The organism is Microbulbifer marinus (genome assembly GCF_900107725.1).
GTDB classification, from domain to species: domain Bacteria; phylum Pseudomonadota; class Gammaproteobacteria; order Pseudomonadales; family Cellvibrionaceae; genus Microbulbifer; species Microbulbifer marinus.
Genome location: NZ_FNQO01000001.1, coordinates 355,717 through 377,928 on the forward strand (window position 1 = coordinate 355,717; position 22,212 = coordinate 377,928).

General features: G+C 59.9%; 19 protein-coding genes. 12 read left to right on the forward strand and 7 right to left on the reverse strand.

Going from position 1 to position 22,212, the window contains the following annotated elements; translation table 11 throughout:
• Positions 1 to 4 precede the first annotated feature (4 nt).
• Positions 5 to 253, forward strand: coding sequence for a glutaredoxin family protein (locus tag BLW36_RS01635; RefSeq protein WP_091384435.1), 249 nt, complete (start codon positions 5 to 7; stop codon positions 251 to 253).
• 3 nt (positions 254 to 256) lie between these two features.
• Here the strand turns inward: BLW36_RS01635 and BLW36_RS01640 are convergent, their stop codons facing one another.
• On the reverse strand, positions 257 to 2,230 hold the full coding sequence (locus BLW36_RS01640; protein WP_091384441.1) for a transglycosylase SLT domain-containing protein: 1,974 nt from the start codon (positions 2,228 to 2,230) through the stop codon (positions 257 to 259).
• Positions 2,231 to 2,388: 158 nt separating this feature from the next.
• Between BLW36_RS01640 and BLW36_RS01645 the strand changes: the two genes are divergently transcribed.
• On the forward strand, positions 2,389 to 4,266 hold the full coding sequence (locus BLW36_RS01645; RefSeq protein ID WP_091384449.1) for an ATP-binding cassette domain-containing protein: 1,878 nt from the start codon (positions 2,389 to 2,391) through the stop codon (positions 4,264 to 4,266).
• 28 nt (positions 4,267 to 4,294) lie between these two features.
• Here the strand turns inward: BLW36_RS01645 and BLW36_RS01650 are convergent, their stop codons facing one another.
• Complete coding sequence (locus tag BLW36_RS01650) at positions 4,295 to 4,738, reverse strand: universal stress protein (RefSeq protein ID WP_091384451.1); 444 nt, start codon at positions 4,736 to 4,738, stop codon at positions 4,295 to 4,297.
• Positions 4,739 to 4,889: 151 nt separating this feature from the next.
• On the opposite strand from BLW36_RS01650, the gene BLW36_RS01655 reads away from it, so the two are divergent.
• The 4 genes from BLW36_RS01655 to BLW36_RS01670 all read left to right on the forward strand — a co-directional run bounded on the left by BLW36_RS01655 (position 4,890) and on the right by BLW36_RS01670 (position 9,147).
• Entirely contained in the window at positions 4,890 to 5,414 is a 525-nt protein-coding gene (locus BLW36_RS01655) for a hypothetical protein (protein WP_091384456.1), read from the forward strand.
• Between the two features lie 196 nt (positions 5,415 to 5,610).
• Complete coding sequence (gene topA, locus BLW36_RS01660) at positions 5,611 to 8,295, forward strand: type I DNA topoisomerase (RefSeq protein WP_091384459.1); 2,685 nt, start codon at positions 5,611 to 5,613, stop codon at positions 8,293 to 8,295.
• Complete coding sequence (locus tag BLW36_RS01665; protein ID WP_091384462.1) at positions 8,292 to 8,780, forward strand: DUF6586 family protein; 489 nt, start codon at positions 8,292 to 8,294, stop codon at positions 8,778 to 8,780. Before topA ends, BLW36_RS01665 begins: the two co-directional genes overlap by 4 nt.
• Before the next feature lie 109 nt (positions 8,781 to 8,889).
• Entirely contained in the window at positions 8,890 to 9,147 is a 258-nt protein-coding gene (locus tag BLW36_RS01670; protein WP_091384465.1) for a hypothetical protein, read from the forward strand.
• Between the two features lie 128 nt (positions 9,148 to 9,275).
• On the opposite strand, the gene lexA is transcribed toward BLW36_RS01670, so the two are convergent.
• On the reverse strand, positions 9,276 to 9,881 hold the full coding sequence (gene lexA / locus BLW36_RS01675; protein ID WP_091384469.1) for a transcriptional repressor LexA: 606 nt from the start codon (positions 9,879 to 9,881) through the stop codon (positions 9,276 to 9,278).
• 168 nt (positions 9,882 to 10,049) lie between these two features.
• On the opposite strand from lexA, the gene BLW36_RS01680 reads away from it, so the two are divergent.
• Complete coding sequence (locus tag BLW36_RS01680; protein ID WP_091384472.1) at positions 10,050 to 10,688, forward strand: LOG family protein; 639 nt, start codon at positions 10,050 to 10,052, stop codon at positions 10,686 to 10,688.
• Positions 10,689 to 10,704: 16 nt separating this feature from the next.
• On the opposite strand, the gene BLW36_RS01685 is transcribed toward BLW36_RS01680, so the two are convergent.
• On the reverse strand, positions 10,705 to 11,028 hold the full coding sequence (locus BLW36_RS01685) for a DUF6763 family protein (RefSeq protein ID WP_091384475.1): 324 nt from the start codon (positions 11,026 to 11,028) through the stop codon (positions 10,705 to 10,707).
• 131 nt (positions 11,029 to 11,159) lie between these two features.
• On the opposite strand from BLW36_RS01685, the gene BLW36_RS01690 reads away from it, so the two are divergent.
• From BLW36_RS01690 to BLW36_RS01705, 4 genes are all read left to right on the forward strand, one after another.
• The gene (locus BLW36_RS01690) at positions 11,160 to 11,792 is read left to right on the forward strand and encodes a TetR/AcrR family transcriptional regulator (protein WP_091384480.1); all 633 of its coding nucleotides are present in this window, start codon (positions 11,160 to 11,162) and stop codon (positions 11,790 to 11,792) included.
• A gap of 50 nt (positions 11,793 to 11,842) precedes the next feature.
• The gene (gene nagZ / locus BLW36_RS01695) at positions 11,843 to 12,859 is read left to right on the forward strand and encodes a beta-N-acetylhexosaminidase (protein ID WP_091384484.1); all 1,017 of its coding nucleotides are present in this window, start codon (positions 11,843 to 11,845) and stop codon (positions 12,857 to 12,859) included.
• Positions 12,860 to 12,922: 63 nt separating this feature from the next.
• Positions 12,923 to 14,011 carry a mechanosensitive ion channel family protein gene (locus BLW36_RS01700; RefSeq protein WP_091384487.1) on the forward strand — a complete coding sequence of 363 codons (1,089 nt, stop codon included), beginning with the start codon at positions 12,923 to 12,925 and terminating at the stop codon, positions 14,009 to 14,011.
• A 288-nt stretch (positions 14,012 to 14,299) separates the two neighbouring features.
• Positions 14,300 to 14,515, forward strand: a complete 216-nt coding sequence (locus BLW36_RS01705) for a cold-shock protein (RefSeq protein WP_020413094.1) — start codon at positions 14,300 to 14,302, stop codon at positions 14,513 to 14,515.
• A gap of 177 nt (positions 14,516 to 14,692) precedes the next feature.
• Here BLW36_RS01705 and BLW36_RS01710 read toward each other — a convergent pair whose 3' ends face one another.
• From BLW36_RS01710 to mfd, 3 genes are all read right to left on the reverse strand, one after another.
• Positions 14,693 to 15,928 carry a DUF819 family protein gene (locus BLW36_RS01710; protein WP_091384490.1) on the reverse strand — a complete coding sequence of 412 codons (1,236 nt, stop codon included), beginning with the start codon at positions 15,926 to 15,928 and terminating at the stop codon, positions 14,693 to 14,695.
• Between the two features lie 57 nt (positions 15,929 to 15,985).
• Positions 15,986 to 16,726 carry a CsiV family protein gene (locus BLW36_RS01715; RefSeq protein ID WP_091384493.1) on the reverse strand — a complete coding sequence of 247 codons (741 nt, stop codon included), beginning with the start codon at positions 16,724 to 16,726 and terminating at the stop codon, positions 15,986 to 15,988.
• 96 nt (positions 16,727 to 16,822) lie between these two features.
• Positions 16,823 to 20,302, reverse strand: a complete 3,480-nt coding sequence (gene mfd / locus BLW36_RS01720; RefSeq protein ID WP_091384494.1) for a transcription-repair coupling factor — start codon at positions 20,300 to 20,302, stop codon at positions 16,823 to 16,825.
• 382 nt (positions 20,303 to 20,684) lie between these two features.
• Here mfd and BLW36_RS01725 point away from each other — a divergent pair, with 382 nt between their 5' ends.
• Positions 20,685 to 22,070 carry a glyceraldehyde-3-phosphate dehydrogenase gene (locus BLW36_RS01725; protein ID WP_425286747.1) on the forward strand — a complete coding sequence of 462 codons (1,386 nt, stop codon included), beginning with the start codon at positions 20,685 to 20,687 and terminating at the stop codon, positions 22,068 to 22,070.
• Positions 22,071 to 22,212: the final 142 nt, after the last annotated feature.

Here is a 22,212-nt window from a genome sequence, read left to right on the forward strand (position 1 = left end):
CCCTATGTCGCGCGAGTTACTGCTCTACACCACCCTCGGCTGCAGTCTGTGCGAAAAAGCCAAGCTCGAGATCTGGCCGCAACTGGAACGTTTCCGGTTGCGGCTGCGGGAGGTGGATATCGCCGATGATCCGCTGTTGCTCGAACGCTTTGCGGTGCGGATCCCCGTGGTGGGGCTGGGTGATCCCGAAGATGTCTGCGCCTGGCCTTTCGACCAGGCGCAGTTGCATGACTGGCTCCGTCAGCGTTTATGACGATTACAGCTTAGTGGCAGCCTCATTCTCTCTCAGCAGCGGCAGTTTGGTGCCGCTGCGGTAGGCGTAAATAACCGTGTAGGCCAATACATTCTGCACATATTTACGTGTTTCTCTGTACGGAATCGTCTCTATCCACACGTCGTAAGGCAGCTGTCTTTTCGTTTCCTTCAACCAACTGGCAACTCGTGTAGGGCCGGCGTTATACGCTGCGGCGGCGAGAAAGCGGTTGTTATCGAAGCGGTTGAGCAGTGTGCTGAGATAAAAGCTGCCCAGGGTGATATTTGTGCTGGGGCTGAGCAGGTCCCAGCTGCGCCGATAGCGCACGCCGGCCCGGCGCGCAGTGGCGCGGGCCGTTGATGGCAGCAGTTGCATCAGCCCCAGGGCGCCGGCATGGGATTTGGCGTCGTGACTGAAATGACTCTCCTGGCGTGCCACCGCGAAGATCAGGTAGGGGTCCAGTGCAGTCTTCTTGCCCATCCGCCTGCTGACGTCATCGACGATGTCGGCGAAGGCCAGCGGAAAGCGCAGCTCCAGATCATCCAGGTAATCCGCCGCCAGCACCGACTGGATCGATTTGTGATACCAGCCCCAGGAGCTGGCCAATTTGCCCGCGGTCAGCAGCTCTTCGTGGGACATACCGGCCGTGGCGTAATCCCATTCCCTGCGTGCGTGATATAGCTCGCCGATGGCCTGTAGCTCCCGCGCCCGCTGCATGGCCGGGCGTTCGGCCATTTGCTCTACCTGGTTGGGCGTCACCGGTGCCGGGCGGTCGACGAAGCTGTAATTCTGCCCCAGTATGTCGGCGGCCAGGAAGCCGTAGTAGCTGCGTTCCTCTGCAGCCTTGCTATACAGGAGCACCGCTGCATCGGCGCGGCCCTTGCCATAGAGTTCCTCCAGCGAGCGGGCCTTCCAGTAAAGCCAGCGGTCGCGCTGTTGCTCATCTTCCGGCAGCCGGTCGATCCAGAAGGCGACCTGTTCCCAGTCCATTTCTCGCAAAGACTGCCGCGCCAGCCATTCGATCGTACGGCCGTCGGCCAACTCCTGCTCCTTCACGAGCTTCTTCACTGCGGCCAGATTATCCTGCCGGGCAAACTGCAGGGCCAGGTCGCGCAGAATCTCTTCCCGCTCCTGGTCACTGAACAGGTAGCTGGCCTGGTAGCGACGCCAGGCTTTTTCGGCTCCGGCGGCATCTTTGCGCGCCAGGCGATGGAGGCCGTGCACGACAATGTCGCGGTACTCCGTCTTGTCGCTGATAAAGCGGGAATAGTCCTGTAGCTGCTCGGGATTCTTGTGCACAGAGCGCAGCAACATGGCCATCTGAGCGTGCGAAGCATCCATCTTGCCCGCGATATAGGTGGCCAAATCTAGGTGGCCGCTCTGCACGGCCAGCTGGTGGCGTCGCCACGCCAGTTCCTGTGTGAGACCGCCGTCCTTCATCCAGCGTGCGAAGACCGGGTCACATTCTTCGGCCTGGGAGCTGCCCACCAGCCATAGCTCCTCTACCAGGCGGTAGGCGTCGCCCTTGTCGCCGTGGCGGGAGAGGGCGTCCGCATAGTAGCAGCGCAGGGAGTCGCGGGTGATTTTGTCCGGCCGGTAGTACTTGAGGTAGGCGCGAAAGCGCTCGCGGCCGCCGAGTTCACGCAATACGCGCACACGCATCCAGTCGCCGATGGCGGTGTCCTGGTTGTCAACGAGGAACTGATCTATCTCGTCATAGGGCAGGCGCGAGAGCTTCTTGCTGATGGCCCAGTAGTCGATATAGGACCGCAGTGGATAGTCTCTTAATTCCTGCTTCAGTTTCTTCAGGGTGCGCTGGTCATTGTGCGCTATGGCCGCGCGTGCCGCCTGCAGCTTTTCGCGCTGGGCAACGGCCGCCTCGGCGTCGCTTTCGGCCGCCAGCGCCGGCGTCAGTGCCGATATGGAGGTGGTCAGAAGAGAAAAGAGAAGCGCGATTCCCTTTGCGTCAATCGACATCACATTCACCCGATTGGAAATTCGCACCGTTAATTTACCAGAACGGCGCGAAAAAAATGCGTAAAATATCCGTTTTTCACATGGCCGGACTCACTTATCTCGACAGTTTTCAGGGCTGTTTGGTTTCGAGCCGGCTTAATTAATTGTAGTGCTTATTTATGTTACTTCAGTTGGACGGGGTCAGCCTTCGCTACGGGACCCAGGTGCTCGCGGATCATGTCAGCGCCAAGATCGAGCGCGGCGACCGCATCTGTCTGGTGGGGCGCAATGGCGAGGGTAAATCCAGCCTGTTGCGCCTGATTGCCGGCCAGATTGACGCAGATGGCGGCGAAGTTATACGCGCAAGCGGTTTGGTGCTGGCCACGCTGGAGCAGGAGCTGCCGTCGGACTGTAGCGATAGCGTATACCGCTTTGTCGCCGGCGGCCTGGGCGATGTGGGGCTGTGGCTGGCAGATTACCGCGCTGAGCCCTGTGCCGACTTGCAGTCGCGAATCGAAGCCGCCCACGGCTGGGACCTGCTGCCGCGCATTGACAGCGTACTCGACCGGCTCGGTCTGAACGGTGAAGACACGGTAGCGGACTTGTCCGGCGGCTGGCAGCGGCGCGCCGCGCTGGCGCGGGCGCTGGTGACCGAGCCGGATCTGCTGATTCTCGACGAGCCCACCAACCACCTGGATATCTCTGCGGTGGAGTGGCTGGAAAACTTTCTCGCCAGCTATCGCGGCGCACTACTGTTCGTCAGCCACGACCGCGCGCTTGCACAGCGGCTGGCACAGACAGTTTGGGATTTGGACCGCGGCCACCTGCGGGTATTCCAGTGCAGTTTCGACCGGTACCAGCAGGAAAAGGAGAAGCTGCTCGAGGAAGAGGCGCGCAATGAGGCCCTGTTCGACAAGAAACTCGCTCAGGAGGAGGCATGGATACGGCAGGGCATCAAGGCGCGCCGCACGCGTAACGAGGGCAGGGTGAGGGCGCTGCAGTCGCTGCGGCGACAGCGCGAGGCGCGCCGCAACCGCCAGGGTACTGCCAAAATGGCGCTGGATGCCGGTGAGATGTCCGGCAAGCTTGTGGCGGAGCTGACGGATGTATCTTTCGCCTATCCCGGCGAAGAACCGCTGATCCGGGACCTGTCCTTTACGCTGATGCGTGGCGACAAGGTCGGCCTTATCGGCCCCAATGGCGTGGGCAAGAGTACCCTGATCCGCCTGTTGCTGGGCGAGCTGCAGCCAAGCTCGGGTCGGATCCGACTGGGCACGAAGCAGCAGGTCGCGTATTTCGATCAGCGACGGAATCAGCTGAATCCCGAGCTGACTGTGCTGGACAATATCGCCGAAGGGCGGGATTCCGTCACCATCGGTGGCAAGAGCCGCCACGTTATGTCGTATCTGGCAGATTTCCTGTTCAGCGGCGTAAAGGCGCGCACCAGGGTTGAGGCACTGAGTGGTGGTGAGCGCAACCGCGCGCTGCTGGCCAAGTTGTTCAGTCAGCCGGCCAATATCCTGGTGCTGGACGAGCCGACCAACGACCTCGACGTGGAAACCCTGGAACTGCTCGAACAGCTGTTGCTGGACTTCTCGGGTACGGTATTGCTGGTCAGCCACGACCGCGCTTTTCTCGATAACGTGGTGGACTCCTGTCTCGCGTTTGAGGGCAATGGTCGTGTGCGGGAGTACGTCGGTGGTTACGGCGATTTCCTGCGCCAGGGCGGCACATTCGCCGCGCTTGATCAGGGCGGAAAGGCGCCGGACGCCAAGGCGGAAAAGGTCTCAGAAGCAAAGCCGGCGACTGCCGATAAGCCGCTGGCCCAGAAGAAAAAGCTCAGCTACAAATTGCAGCGTGAGCTGGACAGTCTGCCGGCCTTGATCGAACAGCTTGAAACGGAAATTGACGGGCTTGAGCAGGAGGTTGCGCAGCCCGAATTCTATCAGCAGGAGCAGGCGACGGTCGAAGCCAGGCTGCGCCAGCTCGCCGACAAGCAGTCACAGCTGGAGGCCGCGTTTGATCGCTGGTCGGAACTGGAAAGCGGTGAGGGCTGAATGGAGGACCCTCATCACTCGCCGTGCACTATTTTGTTTCCACGTTCACCCTGACGGCCAATACATCGCAGCTGGCGCCGTGCAGTACGCCGTTGGCGGTAGAGCCGAGCAGCAGTGCAAGCCCGTGGCGCCCGTGGCTGCCGATAACGATCAGGTCCGCTTCGAGCTCTTCGGCGAGGCGATGAATCTCCGTTGCCGGCTGACCGAGGACTACATGTTGGCGCTCCGCGGGCACATTCAGCTGCTCTGCCGCCTTGCGTAGTTGCTCCTTGGCCTGGGTTTGCAGCTGTTCCTGAACCTCCGACAGGTCCATCGGAATATCGCCACCATAGGCAAAAGTCAGGGGTTCTATCACGTGGGCGAGGCTCAGGTCGCCACCGTAGGCCTTGCCGAGTTCACCGGCCTTTTCCAGCACTTGGGAAGATTCTTCCGATAGATCCAAACCGACGAGAATGCGTTTGTAACTGCCCATAAATCGCTCAGCTCCTTTCCTTTTATTTGATGCGAGCGCTTTCGTTGCGCGGATTCGTCTCCGAAAGTCTACTGTAAAAAAAACCGGTTGACATGAATGGCGCAGCCCACCGCACAATAGGCGCCGTTTTTTTAACTGATAAGGGGTTGTTATGTCTGGTTGGCTGCCGCTGATCATTATTATCTTCGCCGTCGCGCTCGTGCTGGGCCCGGTGATGTGGCTAAAACCCAATCAGCGTGACCGCCGCCTGGCCAAATTGCGCGGCAGTGCTGCCAAGGCCGGCATGCCCGTCCAGATGCTACCGTTGCCTGCGGCGGAGGGAGAGGGAACCGCTGCAGTCTATTACAGCCGCTGGGAGGATGCTCGCCGATTACAGCTGGGCTGGGTGCTGGAGTTACAACGAGTCGAGCACGATATGCACTTCTCCGGCCGTTGGGACTGGCGCAATAGCCGCGCCGCGCCGAAGCCGGCGTGGGAACCGCTGCGGCAAATGCTGGACCAACTACCCAGGGATGCCTGTGCAATTGTGGCCAACCAGAGCGGGCTCGGCATCCAGTGGCAGGAGTCTGGCGGCGACGGCGCTTTCAGTGCGCTGCAAGCCGTTCTTGACGAGTTTCGCCCCCGAATAGAGGAAGCAATCAGGCGGCCGAAACCCGCGGAACCTGAGCGGGAATAGTGCCTGCGGACGTGGATATGATCGGGGTAGTTCGACGTTGGACGCCCCCATAATTCCTGTGACCAACTTCGGGAATTTGCGTCACTTGCTTGACCGCACCGGGGGCGGAGCTTATATATTCGCGCAGCGCAAGTCTCAGCCTCGAGGCTGCCGGGAATGCGAAAGCAGTAAATTTTTTATTTGAAATCAAGGGCTTATGGGTAAATCACTGGTCATAGTCGAGTCACCGGCCAAAGCGAAAACGATCAATAAATATCTCGGCAAGGACTTCGTCGTGAAGTCCAGCGTCGGCCATATTCGCGATTTGCCCACCGGTGGCGGCAATAAGCAGCCGGTCGATCCCAAGGAGCGCGCCCGCCGAGCCGCCGAGACACGCAAGCTGTCGCCGGAGGCGAAGGAGGTCTACAAGCGCAAGAAAAGCCGTGAGCAATTGATCAAACGCATGGGTATCGACCCGGATCACGACTGGGCCGCGCACTACGAAATCCTGCCGGGCAAGGAAAAGGTTGTCAGTGAGCTGCGTAAACTCGCTGCCGAAGCCGACAACATTTACCTGGCGACGGACTTGGATCGCGAGGGGGAAGCCATCGCCTGGCACCTGCGCGAAGCCATCGGTGGCGATGACCAGCGCTACCGGCGGGTGGTGTTTAACGAAATCACCAAATCCGCGATTCAGGAGGCGTTCAAGGATCCGGGGCGGCTGAATATCAACCGCGTCAATGCACAGCAGGCACGCCGTTTCCTCGACCGTATTGTCGGCTACATGGTTTCGCCGCTGTTGTGGGAGAAAGTCGCCCGCGGTCTGTCTGCCGGGCGTGTGCAGTCGGTGGCCGTGCGCCTTGTCGTGGAACGGGAGCGCGAAATCCGTGCCTTTATTCCCGAAGAGTACTGGACGCTGTTTGCCGATACGGCGACAGCCAAGGCGGATGCCCTGCGGCTGGAAGTGAAGAAGCAGGGCGGCGAGGCGTTCCGTCCGACCAACGAGGCGCAGGCGAGCGCCGCCACCCAGGCGCTGCAGGGCAGTGAATTCGTTGTCAGCGCGCGGGATGACAAGCCGACCAGCTCCAAGCCGTCTGCACCTTTTATTACTTCCACGCTGCAGCAGGCGGCGAGCAATCGTCTCGGCTTCAGTGTCAAGAAAACCATGATGCTGGCGCAGCGCCTGTACGAGGCCGGGCATATCACCTACATGCGAACCGACTCCACCAACCTGAGTAAGGAGGCGGTGGAGTCTGCGCGCGAATTTATCGGCGAAAATTACGGCGAGAAATACCTGCCGGAGACCCCCAACAGCTACAGCAGCAAAGAGGGCGCCCAGGAGGCGCACGAGGCGATCCGTCCGTCGGACGTGCGGGTACAGCCGAATATGCTCACCGGGGTCGAGCGGGATGCGGAGCGTCTGTACAACCTGATCTGGCAACAGTTTGTCGCCTGCCAGATGACGCCGGCGCAGTTTACTTCCACCTCCGTAGTGGTGAGTGCCGGTGATTTCGAGCTGCGCGCACGTGGGCGCGTGATCCGTTTCGACGGCTTCCTGAAAGTGGCACCGCCTGTCAGCAAGAAGGACGAGGACCTGGTGTTACCGGATGTGAAAGTCGGCGAAAAGCTGTCACTGAAAAAGCTGGATCCGAAGCAGCACTTCACCAAACCGCCGGCGCGCTACAGCGAGGCGGCACTGGTCAAAGAGCTGGAAAAACGCGGTATCGGCCGCCCGTCCACTTACGCGTCGATCATTTCCACGATCCAGGATCGCGGCTATGTGCGTCTGGAGAACCGCCGTTTTTATGCAGAAAAAATGGGGGATATCGTCACCGATCGGCTCAGTGAGAGTTTCAAGAACCTGATGGACTATGGCTTTACCGCCAATCTTGAAGAGTCCCTGGACTCGGTTGCCGAAGGTGAGAAGGGCTGGAAGCAGCTGCTCGACGAGTTTTACGAGGACTTCTCCGGCCGCCTGGAAAAGGCCCAGGCCGCCGATGGCGGAATGCGCCGCAATACGCCCACCGACACGGATATCGAGTGCAGCAAGTGTGGCCGCCATATGCAGATCCGTACCGGTTCCACCGGTGTGTTCCTTGGCTGTTCCGGCTATGCGCTGCCGCCGAAAGAGCGCTGTACCAACACCATGAACCTGGTGTCCGGCGACGAGGCCGTGGATGCCGATAAGGATGAAGAGGCGGAGTCCCGCCAGCTGCGTGAAAAGCGCCGCTGCCCCAAGTGCGGTACCGCCATGGACAGCTATCTGCTGGACGAGCACCGCAAACTGCATATCTGCGGCAACAACCCGGATTGCAGTGGTTACGAGGTCGAGAAGGGCACCTTCAAGATCAAGGGCTACGATGGTCCGGTAATAGAATGCGATAAGTGTGGCAGCGATATGCAGCTGAAGTCGGGCCGCTTTGGCAAGTACTTCGGCTGTACCAACGAAGAGTGCAAGAATACCCGCAAGCTGCTCAAGAACGGTCAGCCCGCGCCGCCGAAAATGGATCCGGTGCCGATGCCCGAGCTGCCGTGTCAGAAGGTGGACGATCACTATATCCTGCGGGACGGTGCCTCGGGGCTGTTCCTCGCCGCCAGCCAGTTCCCGAAAAACCGTGAGACGCGTGCACCACTGGTGAAGGAGCTGCTGCCGCACAAAGACGAGATCGATCCCAAGTACAGCTTCCTGTTCTCGGCGCCCACGGAGGATGACCAGGGCCGGGATACGGTAGTGCGCTTCAGCCGCAAGACCCAGGAGCAATACGTGCAGTCCGAGGAAGAGGGTAAGGCCACCGGTTGGCGCGCCTTTTACCGCGACGGCAAGTGGCAGATCGAGGCTAGCAGCAAGGCCTCTGCCAAGCGCAAGCCGGCCCGCAAGAAAGCGGCGGTGAAGAAAAAATGAGTAATCCCTACACTGGATCGGTTGCCGCGGCGCTGCGCAAAACCCAGCTTCTGCTGGAGACCGGCGCCGAGGCGCCGCTGCACCGCAGCGCGATCCAGGAAGCCGCCGTGTTGCAACTGTGGCGGGCCTATCGCGCGTTTCTCGCCGAGCTGGCCTATCAGTTGCAGCTGGATACCGAGCCTGAGTCCGCTCAGGCACTGATCGAGCGTGTTCACGCCTTCGGCAAGGCCAGTGGCGAGGCAGCAGAATTGCATGAGCTGGCCACGAATCCGGACAGCTGGCTGGCCCAATTGCAGGCTGCCTGGGTACAGTTGTGGAGCTTTTCCGCCGACAAGGATCAGAAGCGCAAAGCCGCAAATCTCATTCCGGTGCAAAATCTTTCGGCGCCGAGGCCGGCCGAGCTGACGGATGATCTATTGCGCGATTGGCACTCTGCGCTGAGCGAACTGGTGCGGCGCCAGCGCGCACAGTTGGAAGAGTGGTAGCTCCCGGCCCCATCAAACCCGTCCGTTAGCCCAGGCGCGCCGCGCTGAAACTGCCAATTTGCCTGTGGTACACTGGGCATAAATTGATGTGCAGTGAAGGGAGAAGCGAATGTCCTCCGAGACTTTTGAAATAATCGAGCTGGCCAACGGTGATGTGGCACTGCGTCGCGCCGGCCACAAGGAGGACCCGCTGGTGCGCATCCACTTTTCAGCGGAGAGCCTGGAGTTCCTGCGCGAACACAAGGTCGCCATTGCCCGGGCTATGCTCGAAGCGGGCATCGAAGCGGTGCAGGATCTCGATGGTCTCGAGCCGGGTTATCTGGACGAAGAAGATGAGTTGATGCCGATCAACCACACGGTGCACTGATCGAAAAATAGACAGAAAGCCCATTAAAGAAACGGCCCATGGCCGCGATCAGTATCCCCGCAGGCGCGGGTTGATCGCGGCCATGGGCCGTTTTGCGTTTTGTCAGAATGAACGAAAGCCCTCGGTAATTACGGGCTTTGGCGAATCACTCCTACCGCCAGCCCTTCGATCGCGAAAGTCTTGTCCCGCATGTCCACCTGAATCACTTCGAAATCTTCATTTTCGGGCAGTAATTGCACCGTGGCCTGATTGCCTTTGCGGCGGAAGCGTTTGACCGTTACCTCGTCCTCGATACGGGCGACAACGATCTGGCCGTTGCGTACCTGATCGGTCTTCTGCACTGCCAGCAGATCGCCATCCAGAATGCCGGCATCGCGCATACTCATGCCGTGCACCCGCAACAGGTAGTCGGCAGGCGGATGGAAGAAGTCCGCGGGCAGGTCGCAGTAGTCTTCAATATTCTCTTCGGCCAGCACCGGATTGCCCGCCGCCACGCGGCCGACGATCGGCAGACCCGTATGATGATCCGGTATGCGAATGCCGCGCGAGGCGCCGGCAACCATCTCGATAGCCCCCTTGCGTGCCAATGCCTTCAGGTGCTCCTCGGCTGCATTTGGCGAGCGAAAGCCGAGTTCCTGGGCGATCTCGGCGCGCGTAGGTGGGTAACCGGTTTCGTCCAGGTAGACTTTGATCAGTTCCAGTACCTGAGCCTGGCGTGCAGTGAGATTGGTCATAGGATCACCTTGTCGGTTTCTGTATTTATATACAGTTGCTGTGATTATATACAGATTTGCTTACGGCGCAATCTTGGCGGTGTTGTCGTGCAAAACTGCTACATTGAAGAGGAAGGAATAAGGCGAATAACTAGAACGTCGAAAGACGCGACATGAGGGAATAGAATAATGCTAGATGCAAAAATGCCCGAAGCCTGGCGCGTGCTGCGTATTCAATCGGAACTAGTGGACGGCATAGAGCGGCTGATCGCACTCAGTGGTGCGGTCACTGTATTCGGCAGTGCGCGATTTACGGCGAACAGTGCGGAGTACAAGCAGGGGGTGAGGCTGGGAGAATTACTGGCCGCGGAGGGAATTCCGGTGATTACCGGGGGCGGACCGGGCCTGATGGAAGCCTGCAATCGCGGTGCTTATCCGCAGCCCGGTGCATCAATCGGGCTCAATATCGAGTTGCCGTTCGAGCAGGCCGCAAATCCGTATCAGGATATCAGTCTGCATTTTCGTTACTTTTTTGTCCGCAAATTTATGTTCGTAAAGCACGCAGTCGGCTTTGTAGGATTGCCCGGGGGCTACGGTACGCTCGACGAATTGTTCGAGGCCTTGACCTTGGTGCAGACACAAAAAGTACGCGGCTTTCCGATTGTGCTGGTGGGCAAGCGCTATTGGTCCGGGCTGTACGATTGGCTGGTAGATACGGTGCTGGAGCGCAGCTGTATTGACGCTTCCGATCTCGATCTGTTTCGGATTGTCGATACCGTGGACGAGGCCGCCGAAGTTATCATCGAATACATCAAGGAGCGCCAGTAATGGGAACCGCTCTCTGTCAAAAGAGAGATTCGTCGGTACCGGAAAAGCTCTCTCCCTCCATTGTATCCAGCGGGCTCAGGCCCTTGGAGAATTCTGTTTCGCTGGTGTTCGGATCCTGCTCCGCTGCAGTCATGCCGTAGGCGACATTGGAGTCTTCGGGCGGGGCGGCGCCGATGACCGGCAGAGCCTGCCAGTGGCTCAATTCAAATTCGTCCAGGGTTCCATCCAGGTATTGCACCTCCACTGTCTGCTGCAGTTCATCGATGGCCACCACCTCGAATAGCTGACCGCTTTCTAGATCCTCAAACCAGTTGCCGATTTCCGGTTGCAAATGTGTCATGGCCGTTTGCTCCCTGTTGCTTTCCTCTCAATCTAATGTGCGTCCGCCCGCCCCGGTAACGGTCTCAGTTGGCGCGGAATGTGCTAATCTGGCCATACTAAACAACCGTTTTAAATGTTGGTTTGAAACCTATGAGCCAGACGGATACCGTCAGTCGAATTCTGGACGCAGCGGAAGTGCTGTTTGCCGAGCGCGGCTTCACCGAGACGTCTCTGCGCACCATAACCACTACCGCGGGCGTCAACCTGGCTGCGGTAAATTATCATTTCGGGTCAAAAAAAGAATTGATCCAGGCAGTATTCGAGCGGTTTTTGACGCCTTTTACCGGAGCGTTGGCCGCCGAGCTGGACAGGCGTGTCGCCGCCGGAGAGCCGCTGACGGTGGAGGGGCTGCTGGAAAGCCTGTACCGCGTGGGGATGGGCAGTCTCGCAGAGCAGGGGCGCGATCCCCAGCGCTTCATGCGGTTGCTCGGGTTGGCCTATACGCAATACCAGGGGCACCTGCGCCGCTTCATCGTATCCCGCTACGGCGACAGCTACCGCCGTTTCGCCGGCTTGCTGGCGCAGGCATTGCCGGGGCTGGATCCAGTGACTTTCTACTGGCGCCTGTATTTTATGCTTGGGGCCACCATATTTACCTTGTCGAGCTACGACGCCATCGAGGCTATCCTGAGGGAAGATTTTGGTGCACAGAGCAGTCTGCCGGAAACACTGGAGCGGCTGGTACCCGCTGCGGCAGCCATGCTCAAAGTCGATTCGCAGTGAAGTCGGCTGCTGTAACCTGATGAGCACGCCAAATTATTGAGGAAAGCCCTATGTCTGCACCGCTCGGCCCGGTAATGATCGATATCGATGGACTTGAACTGACTGCGGAAGATCGGGAGTTGCTGCAACATCCGCTCGTGGGTGGGCTGATTTTTTTTGCGCGCAACTATCGCGATCGCAGCCAGTTACATCAACTGGTTGCGGCAATTCGCGAGGTGCGCCCGGAAATATTGCTGGCAGTTGATCAGGAGGGGGGCAGGGTACAGCGCTTTCGCGACGAATTCACCCGCCTGCCGTCCATGCAGGCGCTCTGCGCCCGGGCTGACAGCGAGCGGTTGCAGGATGTCGGCTGGTTGCTGGCTGCCGAATTGCTCGCCGTGGGCATCGATTTCAGTTTTGCCCCGGTACTCGATGCGGATGACCAGCATTGCCGAATCGTTGGCGACCGTAGTTTCTGTGCCGATCCGGCGCGCGTGGCCGCTCGGGTGCGGCCCTTCATGCGGGGTATGCATGAGGCCGGTATGGCGACGACCGGCAAGCACTTTCCGGGCCATGGTCATGTGCTCGAGGACAGTCACGAAGAGCTACCCGAGGACGAGCGCTCCCTTGAGCAGGTCATGACCTCGGATGCGCTGCCTTTTATCGAGTGCATCGAGGCGGGCGAGTTGGATGCCGTCATGCCCGCTCATATTCGCTTCGTGCAGGTCGATAAACAGCCGGTAGGCTTTTCTCGCTACTGGCTGCAGGAAGTTCTGCGCGGCCACCTGGGTTTCGACGGAGTCATTTTCAGTGATGACCTGTCTATGGGGGGGGCCGGCGCTGCCGGCGGCTATGGAGACCGGATCAGGGCCGCCATGGATGCCGGTTGCGATATGGGTGTGGTTTGCAACAATCGCGCAGGGGCCCTTGAGATACTGGACGCCCTGCATGATTTTTCGCCACGGCACGCGTCCAGTGACAGGCTGCAACGTATGCGCGGTAGGCCGGCGATAGAGTCCTGGTCAGAGCTCGAAGGCAATGCGCGCTGGCAGCGTACCCGCGATTGGCTGTCCTCACTGACGGCCTGACAATCCGACACAATAGACATAACCGTATTACAGGAGAGGTTTTCAGTGGAGTCCGTGAAGGGGATGGTGTTGTCCTGGGTAAATAGTAACCAGTACTGGATTCTGGCGATCTTTCTGATCGTACTGGCGACGGCAGTGGCGGCCTGGCTGTTTGGGCGCTTCGTGCAGCGCTTGCAGTTGCGTGCCGAGAAGACGGCGAACGCCTGGGACGATGCCTTGGTAGGAGCGCTGACGCCGCCTGGCCCGGTGCTAATCTGGCTGCTGGGGCTGACGGTGGCGGCGGGGCGTGCGGGTAAAGCGACCGGAGCCGAGATATTCGATCTCGCCACACCGGTCCGGGATGTGGGCGTGATACTCGCAATTACCTGGTTCGCCTGGCGCTTTTCCCACAATATCGAAAGGAATCTGCGCGACCCGCGCTATATGGGTAAGCCAATGGACGCGACTACTGTTCGCGCTATGGGCAAGCTGGTGCGGGCATCAATCCTGATCACCGCCGCGATGGTGATCATGCAGTACTTCCAGTACAGCATCAGCGGCATACTGGCATTTGGTGGTATCGGCGGCCTGGCAATCGGTTTTGCGGCCAAAGACCTGCTGGGCAACTTCTTCGGTGGTCTGATGATCTATCTGGATCGGCCGTTTTCGGTGGGCGACTGGGTGCGTTCCCCGGACAAAGAAATCGAGGGCACGGTAGAGGATATTGGCTGGCGCCTCACGCGTATCCGCACTTTCGACAAGCGTCCACTCTACATTCCAAACGGTATATTTACCCAAATAGCGGTGGAAAACCCGTCGCGTATGTTAAATCGGCGTATATACGAAACGATCGGGATACGCTACGAGGACGCCCCGCTAATGCCGGCAATTGTTGCCGATGTAAAGGCGATGTTGCAGCGGCACCCCGAAATCGATGCCAATCAAACGCTTATCGTCAATTTCAATAGTTTTGCGCCGTCTTCGCTGGATTTCTTTATTTATACCTTTACGAAAACCACCGAATGGGTGCGATATCACGAGATCAAGCAGGATATCCTGCTGACGATCCTGAAGATAATCGAGGGACACGGGGCCTCTTGTGCCTTCCCGACATCCACGCTGCATATTGCCGAAATCCCCGCATTGGCTAGGGAAGCCGCGTTAGACAGCTGAAGAACAGTAGTACGCAAAAGCACAATTGGTCAGTTATGGGGCAATTTATTTTGTCTTTTGGCGATTAATTGCGCATAGATAAAAAACGGTAGTATTTATTTCACATAGAAACCTAGACACTGGCGCCGTTTTATCTAAGAATCAGATTACGTCCATTGAGTATGACTCGGTGGACAGTGCAAGACAGTTATCGGCAGCGAGTTGGTGACTGATATTGGGGTGGCGTTTTCCCCTCTTGCCAGTTGGGGTAATAGAGGTGAACGCAATAACAATAATGAGGTTGTCTCAATGAGTGATCGCGTTACAGGTACCGTGAAGTGGTTTAATAACGCCCGGGGTTATGGCTTCATCACCTGTGGAGAAGGAACTGAAGACATTTTCGTTCATTACCGCAGTATTCGTGGTGAAGGATATAAGACTCTGAACGAAGGTCAGGCGGTTGAATTTGAAATGCAACAGGGTGACAAGGGATTGCTGGCGGAAGATGTTGTTCCCTGTGAGTGATTCCCGCCGAATTACTCGTTGAAATAACTTTTCTGCAAGTAGGATCCGGAGTGGCGTATCAGTCCCGGATCCCGATTGGCGTTTCCTGAAAAGCGGGCCTGGTGGTCCGCTTTTTTATTGGGCGCTGTTAGTGGCACTCCCGCGGAAAAGGCCGCAGGGGTGCCTGTTCGATGTGTATCAGCCCCCGCCGACTACCCGCAGCAGCTGGCCGCAGAACCAGGCTGCGTAGGTGCCCAACGCATAACCCATCACTGCCAGCAGCACACCCACCGGCGCCAGGGAGGGGTGGAAGGCCGCCGCGACTACCGGTGCAGAGGCCGCGCCACCGACATTGGCCTGGCTGCCGACTGCCATAAAGAAGGTCGGAGCCTTAATCAGCTTGGCGACCAGTAGTATCAGGCCCGCGTGTACGGCCATCCAGATGGCGCCGAGCACAAACAGCTCGGGGCTGTCTCTCAGGGCGGTGATATCCATGTGGGTGCCGATGGTGGCGACCAGGAAGTAGATAAAGACCGAGCCCACTTTGGACGCGCCGGCTCCCTCGAGCTTCTTGGCCGGCGAGAAGGCCATGACGATGCCGAGGGTGGTGGCAATGACGATCAGCCAGAAGAACTGACTGGTGAAGCTGAAGCGTGCCAGCTGCGGCGCGTTGACCTGGAACCAGGGGGCCAGCTGGTCGGCAAAGGCGTGCGCGATGGCGGTCACACCGAAGCCCACGGCGGCAATCAGCATCAGGTCGGGCAGGCTCGGAATGCGCGCGTGCTTCTTCTGCAGTGCTTCGACCTTCTCGCGCAGTTCGGTGATGGCGGTGGTGTCCGCGCCGCGACGCGCGTCCAGTTGTTTGGCGTTGCCGGCCATAATCAGCAGTACCGCCATCCAGATATTGGCGATGATCACGTCTACGGCGACCATGGCCGAGAATACCTGGCCGCCTACATCGAAGATTTCCTTCATGGCCGCCTGGTTGGCGCCGCCACCGATCCAGCTGCCGGCCACGGTGGTCATGCCGCGCCAGACCGCCTCGGGACCGGTCACGCCGATCAGTTCCGGATCGAAGGTGGACATGATCAGCAGCGCGATCGGGCCGCCGATCACGATACCCAGTGTGCCGGTCAAAAACAGTATCAGGGCTTTCGGCCCGAGATTGACGATGCCCTTCAGGTCGATGCTCAGCGTTAGCAGCACCAGGCTCGCCGGCAGCAGATAACGCGAGGCGACGTAGTAAAGCTGTGAGCCCTCGGCGTCGATAATACCGAAGGTGGTCAGCAGTGATGGCAGGAAGTAACAGAGCAGCAGTGCCGGGACAAAGCGATAGAAGCGTTTCCAGAAGCGATGCTCACTGCCGGCGGTGTAAAAGACAAAACCGAGGATAGCGGCAAGCATGCCGAGAATAATGGCGTCGTTGGTAATCATCAGATAATTGTGAGTCGAGTCGGGGGTTGTTGTTGTAGTTGTTATAGAGGCGCGGGCTTATTCGCCCGCGCTTTGCTGTTCTTCTTCCGGCGCTACAGTGCGGATTTCGATCAGGATGCCGAATGCGGGATGGTCGAGGTAGTGCAGTTCGCCGCTGCGCATGCGGCGTTCCTGCTGCAGCTGCGCCACGCGCTGGGCGTAGACTGGTTGCGGGGGCCGTGTGGCAAAAGCGTTCGCGGCCGGGCCGAACTGAGCAGCGGTGCCCGCCAGTGCCAGTGGCTCTTCACGGGGAGCCTCGGGGCGCCGGGGCAGCAGTATGCCGTTGTTTACCTGCTGCGGCCCGAATTCACTCAGCCACAGATCCGTGCTCAGGTGCAGGTAACGGGAAACGCTTACCGTGACGCTGCCCTCCAGGCGCTGGTGTCCGCTGAAGCTGTCGCCGCCGGAGATCAATATTGCCGGGGAATTGCGTTTTTGCTGTAGCACCTGTTGCCAGGCCTTGTGGAACAGCACGCGGTCGCCGCCGCGGCGCAGTGCGGCCACTTTGTTGTCCAGTTTGGTGGCCACCGGGGACAGGAACAGCGCCTCGCCCTTGGCGGTGTCGAAGTCCACCCAGCGGTTCGGGTATTGCATGCGCGGCGCCGCCGGCCAGGTCTCGCGCGCCTGTGCCATGCCCTGCGGGCGTTCGAATACGATCATCTCGATTTCGAACGTGGTGCCGGCATAGTTGGCTGCCTGTGCGCCTGCCGCCGTCAGGGCCAGGAGCAGGGCGGAGCAGATCTTTAGGATTCTTGTCATGGTGTTACCGCTTTATTCGTAATACTGTCAGTTGCGTGTCTGTCCGGGGCGGCGCGGGGTTGCCGTCCCGGACAGTTGGCCAATGGCCAGATGGTATCATTGCGCCAGCCGCTCCAACACTCCTGCGACCTGTTGCAGCCGCTGGTCGGGGCCATCTTCGTCCAGGCTGAAGTTCAGCTGGTTGGCGCCGGCCAGCTGGTAGCGCCCGGGCTCAGTCTGCACCATCTTAACCAATGTGAGCGGATCCACCCGGGTATTTTCCGCAAATTCGATACGTCCCTTGGCTGCCGAGGCTTCCAGCTTGCGAATTCCCATCGCATCGGCCTTGAGTTTGATCTCGGTGGTGCGGAACAGGTGCTTGACCGGCTCCGGCAGCAGGCCGAAGCGGTCGATCATCTCCACCTGCAGCTCCCTGAGTTCGTGGGCATCGCCGGCGTTGGCGATGCGCTTGTACATGATCAGGCGCCCGTGGACATCCGGCAGATAGTCCTCTGGTATCAGCGCCGGCACGCGCAGGTTCACGTCTACTGCCGGGGATTCCAGTGGCTCGTCGATATTCGGTGTCTTGCCCGCGCGAATGGCTTTTACCGCCCGGTCGAGCATCTCCATGTAGAGATTGAAGCCGACGCTCTGGATCTGACCGCTCTGCTCCTCACCGAGCAGCTCGCCGGCGCCGCGGATCTCCAGGTCATGCGTCGCCAGGGTGAAGCCCGCACCCAGGTCCTGGGCTTCGCTGATCGCCTCCAGTCGCTTGATCGCGTCGGCGGTCATCGCGCGCTTGTTCGGGGTCAGCAGGTAGGCGTAAGCCTGGTGGTGCGAGCGGCCGACCCGGCCGCGCAGCTGGTGCAGCTGCGCCAGGCCAAACTTGTCGGCGCGCTCGATCAATATCGTGTTGGCGGTCGGCACATCGATACCGGTCTCGATAATGGTGGTGCAGACGAGCACATTGAAGCGCTTGTGATAGAAGTCGCTCATCACCTGTTCCAGCTCGCGCTCGCGCATCTGGCCGTGGCCGATGCCGATACGCGCCTCGGGAATCAGTTCCTGCAGCTCCCGCGCCATGCGCTCGATGCTCTTGACCTCGTTGTGCAGGAAGTACACCTGGCCGCCGCGCAGGATCTCCCGCAGCACCGCCTCCTTGATCAGGGCGTCATCCCGCTCACGCACGAAGGTCTTCACCGACAGGCGCCGCGCCGGTGGCGTGGCGATGACGGACAGGTCGCGGATACCGGCCATGGCCATGTTCAGGGTGCGTGGGATGGGTGTGGCGGTCAGTGTCAGGATGTCCACCTCGGCACGCAGGCTCTTGAGCCGCTCTTTTTGCCGCACGCCGAAGCGGTGCTCCTCGTCGATAATCAGCAGGCCCAGGTTCTTAAAGTCGAGGTCGCTCTGCAGCAGCTTGTGGGTGCCGACGAGTATGTCGACTTTGCCGCTGGCGACCTTCTCTTTCACGCTGTCCACTTCTTTGCCGCTGCGGAAGCGCGAAATCACCTCCACGTTCACCGGCCAGTCGGCGAAGCGATCCTGGAAGGACTGGAAGTGCTGCTGTGCCAGCAGGGTGGTGGGCACCAGCATCGCCACCTGCTTGCCGGCGTGGGCGGCGACGAACGCCGCGCGCATCGCGACTTCGGTTTTCCCGAAGCCAACATCGCCGCAGACCAGGCGATCCATCGGCTTTTTCGAAAGCATGTCGGCGACGACCGCTTCGATCGTCTGTTGCTGGTCCGGCGTTTCCTCGAACGGGAAGCCGGCGGCGAACTCGCGATAGGCGAGCCCGGGATCCGCAAACGCGTGACCGACGCGAGCCTCGCGCCGGGCGTAGATATCGAGCAGCTCGGCGGCGGCGTCGCGGACCTTCTCCGCCGCCTTGCGCTTGGCCTTCTGCCACTGCTCGCTGCCCAGCTTGTGTTGCGGTGCCAGCGCCTCATCGGCGCCGGAGTAGCGGCTGATCAGGTGCAGGCTGGCGACCGGCACATAGAGCTTGGCTTCGTCCGCGTATTCGAGGGTCAGGAATTCCGCCGGTTGGCCGTCGATGTCGAGACTCTGCAGGCCGCGGTAGCGGCCGACGCCGTGATCGATATGGACCACCGGTGCGCCGATGCGCAGCTCCGCCAGGTTCTTGACCGCATTGTCGGCATCGTCCTTGGCTTTCTTGCGCCGCCGCTGCTGCAGTACGCGCTCGCCGAACAGCTGTGGCTCGGCGATCAGGTTGATGGCGGGTTCCGCCAGCTTCAGGCCCTGGTCCAGCGGCGCCACGGTGATGCCGAAGGTCTCGTCGCTGTCGAGGAACTCTGCCCAGCTGGCAAAATTCTTCGGCTGCACGCGGATGCCCTGCAGCAGTTCCAGCAGGGCTTCGCGACGTCCGCCGCTCTCTGCGCAGAAGAGCACCCTGCCGGAGTACTCCATCAGGTAGCTCTCCAGCGCCGCCAGCGGCTGTTCCGACTTGCCATCGACCGGCAGTTTCGGTGGAGCCTCGCTGGCGAAGTTGTGGTTGCCCTGGGCTGCCGGCAGGGTATCTGCAGAAAAGATCGCGCGCGGCATGGCTTTTACGGCCGCATTGAACTCGGTGGGGTCGAGCAGTATCTGCCGCGGGCGCAGGATCGGTCGGGTCAGGTCGCCGCAGCGACTTTCGTAGCGGTTGCTGACTTCCCGCCAGAAGCTCTCCAGCGGCTGCTGGATATCGCCCTCCAGGAAGGCCTGGCTGCCCTCCGGCAGATAGTCGAACAGGCTGGCGCAGTTGCCGCCGAAGAACAGCGGCAGGTAGTACTCGATGCCCGCGGGGGCGATACCGGAGCTGATGTCCTGGTAAATCGGCACCAGGCTCGGATCGCAGTCGAACTGTTCGTGCCAGTTTTGCAGGAATTCTGCCAGTGCGGCCTTGTGCAGCGGGAACTCTCGTGCGGGCAGCAGGTGCACGCTGTCGACCTTGTCGACCGTGCGCTGGCTCTCGGGATCGAAGGTGCGCAGGGATTCGATCTCTTCGTCGAACAGGTCGACGCGATAGGGCAGGCGGCTGCCCATCGGGTAGATATCCATCAGTGCGCCGCGCACTGCGAATTCGCCGTGTTCGTAGACGGTGTCGACGCAGTGGTAGCCGGCCTGCTCCAGCAGGCGGCGCTGTGTGTCGATGTCGAACCGCTGTCCCTCGCTCAGGATCAGTGCGTTGCCGGCTACATAGTCCCGCGGCGGCAGGCGGTGCATCAGGGTGCTGACCGGCACGATAACGATGCCGCGCCCCATTTGCGGCAACCGGTAGAGGGTGGCGAGCCTGTCGGAGATGATGTCCTGGTGGGGGGAGAAGGTATCGTAGGGCAGGATCTCCCAGTCCGGAAAGTGGAAGATTTCCAGTGCCTCGGTTTCTCCGCCATCTCGCCCCGACTTGTTAAAAAATTTCAGCTGCACCTCGAGTCGATGGGCTTCGAGACTGTCGCGGGCGACCAGCAGGGTTGGCGCCGGGTTGTTGCGCGCGGCATTCAGGATTGCGAGTGCGGCTGCTGCACCGTGCAGTTGACCCCAGAATTGCCGGTCACTGGGTGAACGGAACGGGGGCGGGGACAGGGGCTGTGAATCGGTCATCTTTCCTTATATATCCGCACTTTCAGTCGGGACTGGCTCAGGGGGGCGCTATTGTAACGGTGAACTCCCGCCGGTGCAGAGTATCTGCGCCGGGAACTGTATTTCTTCCGGCGGGAACACCCTGTTTTTCGGGTTGCGCAAAGCTCCTGAGGAGGGGCACAAGTTGGTAGTTTTACTACAATTTTGGGGCTTTTTTTTGCTCGGTTGCGCACCCACAGGTGAATGCTGATAATGCGCAGCCACACGGTCCGGGACCTGTTCCCGGGCCTGGATTTCCCGCCTATCAAACACATTGCAGAGGTGTCTGACAGTGACTCAGAAGCGACCGAAGCCCGCGGACTTTTTCAAGGACTGGAAAGAGCGTGAAGCACTGGCCGAATCCATGATTCCGATGATTGGTAAGCTCAATCGCGAGCGCAACGTCGGTATTTACATGTATGGCCGCAACCTGGTTAACCGCTCAGTTCTGAGCATCATGAAGGCACACCGCTTTGTGCGGCAGGTCGAGGAGAACGAGCTCTCCGAATTTGAAAGCTTCCCGGTGCTGGAGGCGATCACCAAGCTGGATCTGGGTCCGGTACATATCGACCTGGGTACCCTGACCAACAAATATATGCGCGACGATCGCGGCCTGTCCGTGGACGAGTTCGTGCGCGAAGAGCTGGCGGAAGCCGAGGGTGCCGGCACGCCGCTGCCCGAGCCGAAAGATGTGGTTATCTACGGTTTCGGTCGCATCGGCCGCCTGGTGGCGCGCCTGCTGATCGACAAGGCTGGCAGTGGCGACGTGCTGCGCCTGCGCGCGATCGTGCTGCGCAAGGGCAAGGCCGACAACGACCTGGTCAAGCGCGCCTCTCTGCTGCGCCGCGACTCCGTACACGGCGCGTTCAAGGGCACCATCCGTGTCGACGAAGAGACCAACACCCTGATCTGCAACGGCAACGAGATCAAGGTCATCTACGCCAACTCTCCGCAGGAGGTCGACTATACCGCGCACGGCATTCACGATGCGCTCATCGTCGACAGTACCGGCGTGTGGCGCGATGAGGCTGGCCTGAGCCAGCATCTCGAGAGCAAGGGTGCCGCCAAGGTGCTGCTGACTGCGCCGGGCAAGGGTGATATCAAGAATATCGTTTACGGCATCAACAACGGCGACATCACGGCGGAAGACAAGATCCTGTCCGCCGCTTCCTGTACCACCAATGCGATTGTGCCGGTGCTGAAGGCGATGATGGACAAGTACGGTGTCGAGCACGGCCACGTTGAAACCGTACACGCTTACACCAACGACCAGAACCTGATCGACAACTACCACAAGGGTGAGCGTCGCGGCCGCGCTGCTGCGCTAAACATGGTATTGACCGAAACCGGTGCGGCCAAGGCGGTGGCCAAGGCGCTGCCGGAGCTGAAAGGCAAGCTGACCGGTAATGCGATCCGCGTTCCGACCCCGAACGTGTCCATGGCCATCCTGAACCTGAATCTGGGCCAGGAGACCACCAAGGACGAGTTGAACGAGTACATGCGAGAAGTGGCGCTGCACTCACCGCTGCGCCAGCAGATCGACTACACCAATTCCCCGGAAGTGGTGTCCAGTGATTTCGTCGGCTCCCGTCGCGCCTGCGTGTTCGACTCCATCGCCACCATTGTCGATGGCAAGAACGCGGTGCTGTACTGCTGGTACGACAACGAATTCGGCTACAGCTGCCAGGTGGTGCGCTGCCTGGAGGACATGGCCGGCGTTCGCTACAAGCTGTTCCCGAAAAGGGACTAGGCGCCACAGCTGGCGTCGCCCGGGCGGTTTCTGTGGCCGCCCGGGACGCTCGGGGTGACATTAGTGTTCGCCCCGATCACTACCCCCAAATCCCTGTTTTTTCAGCAAAAATTTCCTATCGCAGCGCCAATTCGGCCGCTTC